Annotated in this window: 5 protein-coding genes; 3 read left to right on the forward strand and 2 right to left on the reverse strand. The window is 68.7% G+C overall.

The genetic code is table 11. The features are described 5' to 3' along the window. Nucleotides 1-312: 312 nt before the first annotated feature. Both ahcY and FNH08_RS43995 read left to right on the forward strand, forming a co-directional pair. Nucleotides 313-1,770, forward strand: a complete 1,458-nt coding sequence (ahcY, locus tag FNH08_RS43990) for an adenosylhomocysteinase (RefSeq protein ID WP_152777115.1) — start codon at nucleotides 313-315, stop codon at nucleotides 1,768-1,770. 181 nt (nucleotides 1,771-1,951) lie between these two features. Continuing rightward, complete coding sequence (locus tag FNH08_RS43995; RefSeq protein WP_152777116.1) at nucleotides 1,952-2,566, forward strand: hypothetical protein; 615 nt, start codon at nucleotides 1,952-1,954, stop codon at nucleotides 2,564-2,566. A 13-nt stretch (nucleotides 2,567-2,579) separates the two neighbouring features. Here FNH08_RS43995 and FNH08_RS44000 read toward each other — a convergent pair whose 3' ends face one another. Next, the gene (locus FNH08_RS44000; protein ID WP_152777117.1) at nucleotides 2,580-3,587 is read right to left on the reverse strand and encodes an RDD family protein; all 1,008 of its coding nucleotides are present in this window, start codon (nucleotides 3,585-3,587) and stop codon (nucleotides 2,580-2,582) included. A gap of 119 nt (nucleotides 3,588-3,706) precedes the next feature. On the opposite strand from FNH08_RS44000, the gene FNH08_RS44005 reads away from it, so the two are divergent. Further along, nucleotides 3,707-4,714, forward strand: coding sequence for a stage II sporulation protein M (locus FNH08_RS44005; protein WP_152777118.1), 1,008 nt, complete (start codon nucleotides 3,707-3,709; stop codon nucleotides 4,712-4,714). 227 nt (nucleotides 4,715-4,941) lie between these two features. Here the strand turns inward: FNH08_RS44005 and FNH08_RS52720 are convergent. Continuing rightward, nucleotides 4,942-5,187, reverse strand: a 246-nt coding sequence (locus tag FNH08_RS52720; protein ID WP_152777119.1) for a hypothetical protein, incomplete at its 5' end; no start/stop codon positions are given.

The raw sequence follows: 5,187 nt of genomic DNA on the forward strand, positions 1-5,187 counted from the left end.
CCGCCGAACTACTCGGCGGGCCCTGGTGCGTGGTACGCCCCTGCCACACCGAACCGCCCACCCTTGGCCGGATCTGTGCGCAGGCGGACTGGGGACGGTGGGGGGCGAACGTGTAGCTTGGGACGGAGCCAGACGTCGCTGCTGATGGCGGTCGGGCGGTCCCACCGCGGACCGACCGAGGGAGAGAGGGCCTCCGACGGACTGCGCTGCGCGTACGCGGGCATGCCAGTGTTCTCTTCGGGCACTCCTGTGTCCGCCGCCGCGCAGACCAGCCGTACCCACCCTCGACCCGAAACCGAGGAGCAGCTCGCAATGACGACTGTCGACAAGCGACAGGACTTCAAGGTCGCCGACCTCTCCCTGGCCGAGTTCGGCCGCAAGGAGATCACCCTCGCCGAGCACGAGATGCCCGGCCTGATGGCGATCCGCAAGGAATACGCCGAGGCCCAGCCCCTGGCCGGCGCCCGCGTCACCGGCTCCCTGCACATGACCGTCCAGACCGCGGTCCTCATCGAGACCCTGGTCGCCCTGGGCGCCGAGGTCCGCTGGGCGTCCTGCAACATCTTCTCCACCCAGGACCACGCCGCCGCCGCCATCGCGGTCGGCCCGAAGGGCACGGTCGACGACCCGCAGGGCGTCCCCGTCTTCGCCTGGAAGGGCGAGACGCTGGAGGAGTACTGGTGGTGCACGGAGCAGGCGCTGACCTGGCCGGACAGCCCCACCGGCGGCCCGAACATGATCCTCGACGACGGCGGTGACGCCACCCTCCTCGTCCACAAGGGCGTCGAGTACGAGAAGGCCGGCAAGGTCCCTGCCGTCGACACCGCCGAGAACGACGAGCACCGCGTCATCCTCGAACTCCTGAACCGCACCATCACCGACGGCTCCCAGAAGTGGACCCAGCTCGCCTCGGAGATCCGCGGCGTGACCGAGGAGACCACGACGGGCGTCCACCGCCTGTACGAGATGCAGCGCGACGGCGTCCTGCTGTTCCCGGCGATCAACGTCAACGACGCCGTGACGAAGTCGAAGTTCGACAACAAGTACGGCTGCCGCCACTCGCTGATCGACGGCATCAACCGCGCCACCGACGTCCTGATCGGCGGCAAGACCGCCGTCGTGTGCGGCTACGGCGACGTGGGCAAGGGCTGCGCGGAGTCCCTGCGCGGACAGGGCGCCCGCGTCATCGTCACCGAGATCGACCCGATCTGCGCCCTGCAGGCCGCGATGGACGGCTACCAGGTCACGACCCTCGACGAGGTCATCGACAAGGCCGACATCTTCATCACCACGACCGGCAACAAGGACATCATCATGGCCGCGGACATGGCCAAGATGAAGCACCAGGCGATCGTCGGGAACATCGGCCACTTCGACAACGAGATCGACATGGCCGGCCTCGCCCAGATCCCGGGCATCGTCAAGGACGAGGTCAAGCCCCAGGTCCACACGTGGACCTTCGCCGACGGCAAGGTGCTCATCGTGCTGTCGGAGGGCCGCCTGCTGAACCTGGGCAACGCCACCGGTCACCCGTCGTTCGTGATGTCCAACTCCTTCGCGGACCAGACCCTGGCCCAGATCGAGCTGTTCACCAAGCCCGACGCGTACCCGACCGGTGTGTACACGCTGCCCAAGCACCTGGACGAGAAGGTCGCCCGCCTCCACCTCGACGCACTCGGCGTGAAGCTCACGACGCTGCGTCCGGAGCAGGCCGCGTACATCGGTGTCGAGGTCGAGGGCCCGTACAAGCCGGACCACTACCGCTACTGACCGGCCCACTGCGGCTACCGAGTCGCCACTGCTGTTGAGCGTGTCCGTGCACTGACACGCTCACCCAGAGCAGCAGGTCCCCAGGCAGGCCCCCGCACCCCCGTGCCGGGGGCCTGCCCGTTCTCCGGCCGGCGCCCGCCAGGACGCCCGGACCAGCAGCCCGTCAAGCTCCAGGACCCCCATGCCCCGCGGCCGCTATTCGCTCCACGATCCGCACGACCACTCCCTCCTCGCCGAAGAACACTTCCAGTGCGCGCCCGGTCCCTCCGGCTGGCGCTATGTCTCCCAAGTCACCACCCCCTCCGGCGACCACGCCGGCTCCGTCGACCTCGCCCTCGACGAACTCGGCCGCCCCATCCGTCTCGAACTCCACGCCGCGAGCTGGCAGGTCCGCGGCGCCGCTCTCGACGGCGTCACCTGGGTCCGCACCGACCCCACCGGCACGCATGCCACCGAAGGCAATGTCCGCGCTCACGCCTTCACCGGCACCTCCCCTGCGTTCCTCATCGCCACCACTCGTCTCCTACGCCTCACCCCCTCCGCGTCCGCAACCCGCGTACGCCTCGTCGCCTTCACGGACCCGGTCCTCGCCCCGCGCACCGTCGACCAGTCCTGGGCCTTGATCGCAAGAGAAGCACACGCCACTGACAACGGCCCCCTGGCCGTGGACGAATACCAGGTCACAGCCCTGGACACGGGGGAGCAGCACACCGTCCACATCGCCGGCGACGTGGTCCTGGCGGCACCCGGAATCGAGCTGGAACACCTCGAAACACCGCCGTCGGCGTCCAGCTGACCGGCGCCTCACCTCACGCAGGCGGCGCGAACCCTGTGGCTGGACGGTCGGTCTGCTCGGTTGCGGCGTTCTGGGAAGGCGTGGGCCGGGTGGGCTGCGGTGCAGAGGACTGTGGTGCCGGGGGCCCGCCCGCGACCGGGTAGGCCGGCAGTTGCGCGGCCGATTGCGGCATCTGCGGTCCCTGCCCACTCGGGACACCGCCCGGTCCGCCCCAGGCCGGGGCCCCGGCCGGTCCCGGCACCGGGCCGAACGGACCCGTGCCGACAGCCGCACCGCCCCCGAACGCTCGCTGGGCCTCCCGCACCTGCCGCTCCTGCACAACGGCCGCGAGATAAGCGGCCGCCGGAACACCCTGCGGCGCCGGAGACCCGATAGCCGCAACGAGATCGGAGGCGAGCCGCTCCGCCATCGCCTGCCCGACCTGCGGATCAAGCTGCTGCATCCGCGTCAGGTACTGGCGGACGGCCAGCCACAGCCCGTCCGGAACCGCGGAGAGATCGAGCTCGGAGAACCGCCCCGCCAGCCAGTGTGGCGGCGGAGGCATGAACGGAGCGCGCCCGGCCGGTACCCGCTCCCGTACGACCAGCGTTCCCGCGAACACGTCACCGAGCCGACGCCCGCGAGCCGACACGAGCGAGGCGATGCACGCGATGACCCCGAGCGTCATCAAGATCTCGACCACGCCGACCGCGCCCCGTACCAACGCGTGCCGGAACCGGATCGGCCCGCCGTCGTCCCGCACCACCCGCAACCCGAACGCCAGCTTCCCCAGCGAACGCCCGTGGCTGAGCGTCTCCACGGCGATCGGCCCACCCACCAGCACCAACAGGAAGGCCGCGATCGATATGGCCGTCTGCGCAGCCTCGTCCAGACTCGCGGTCGACAGGGCCAACGCCATGGTCACGGCGATGTAGCCGACGAAGGCGACGATCAGGTCGAGCAAAACGGCCAGTGCCCGGCTCGGCAACTTCGCGGGGCGCAGCTCCAGCGCCACCGCCTCACCCGTCACTAGCTCACTCATGTGCCCGTTCCTTCCCCTGACCTGCCCCAAGAACCGCCAGTCTGCCAAGCTGAGGGCACATCGCGCCGCAGTACGACAAGCCGACACGCAGCACGACAGGACGAGGAGCAGCAAACCGGATGGACCTCGACGTCTTCGTGTCCGCCCACCGTGCCGAGTGGGACCGCCTCGACGCACTGCTCCGCAACCAGCGACACCTCAGTGGCGCCGAGGTCGACGAACTCGTCGCTCTCTACCAGCGCGCCGCCACCCACCTGTCAGTGATCCAGTCCAGCGCCCCGGACCCCCAGCTGACGGGGCGCCTCAGCCAACTCGTGGCACGCGCGCGTAGTGCCGTGACAGGCACCCGGCGCGCATCCTGGCGCGATGTCACCCGCTTCCTTGCGTACGGTTTCCCCGCCGCGGTCTACCGCTCCCGCCACTGGTGGGTACCCACAGCACTCCTGTCCACCGTCATAGCGGCCCTCCTGGGGTGGTGGATCGGGACGCACCCAGAAGTCCAGTCCTCGATCACGGCCCCCGACCAACTGCGTGAGCTCACCCGCCCCGGTGGCGAGTACGAGACGTACTACTCCAGCCACCCCGCCACGTCGTTCGCGGCCCAGGTGTGGACGAACAACGCACAGGCGGCCGCCATGTGCCTCGTCCTGGGCATCTTCCTCGGACTGCCGGTGCTCTGGATCCTCTTCCTGAACATGCTCAACCTGGGCGTCGGCATAGGCCTGATGTCCTCGGCGGGCCGCCTCGACGTCTTCCTCGGCCTCATCCTCCCGCACGGCCTCCTGGAACTGACCGCCGTCTTCGTGGCCGCGGGAACAGGTCTGCGCCTCGGTTGGACCCTCATCGACCCGGGTCCCCGGACCCGCCGCGTCGCCCTCGCTGAGGAGGGCCGCGCGGCCCTGGGCATGGCGATAGGCCTGGCTCTGGTCCTGTTCGTGTCCGGGGCCATCGAAGGCTTCGTGACCCCCTCCGGCCTCCCCACCTGGGCTCGCATCGGCATCGGCATCGCCGCGGAACTGGCCTTCCTCGCCTACGTCTACGTCCTGGGCGGCCGCGCGGCCAGGGCCGGAGAGATGGGCGACCTGGCAGAACCCGAGAAGAGCGCTGCCGTCCCGACGGCCGCCTGACAGGAGCCGACGTGCCTGGCCGGCCGTGCGTCCACTGCCCGATGTGCAAGCACCCCCGGTGAACTGTTAACCTCGACATCTCCCCGCGAGAGCCGTTGACACGGGTCGTGTGGGGAGGTAGATTTGAACAGTTGCCTAGAGGGGAGTCTCCCCCGGTGGCAACGGTGAGAGTCTGTCGCTTCTCGAAACCTCGACACATCGATTTCGACGAAGCTCCTCCCGATGATTCAGAAATGGTCGCCGGTCAGTCCGGCCCAAAACATCTGATAAAGTCGGAACCGCCGGAAAGGGAAGCGCGAAGGCGCATGACCTGGAAAGCACCGAGGAAATCGGATCAGAAAAAGATCTGATAGAGTCGGAAACACCGAAGGGAAGCGCCCGGAGGAAAGCCACGAGAGAGTCTCTCGGGTGAGTACAAAGGAAGCGTCCGTTCCTTGAGAACTCAACAGCGTGCCAAAAATCAACGCCAGATA

The organism is Streptomyces spongiae (assembly GCF_009377185.1).
GTDB classification, from domain to species: domain Bacteria; phylum Actinomycetota; class Actinomycetes; order Streptomycetales; family Streptomycetaceae; genus Streptomyces; species Streptomyces spongiae.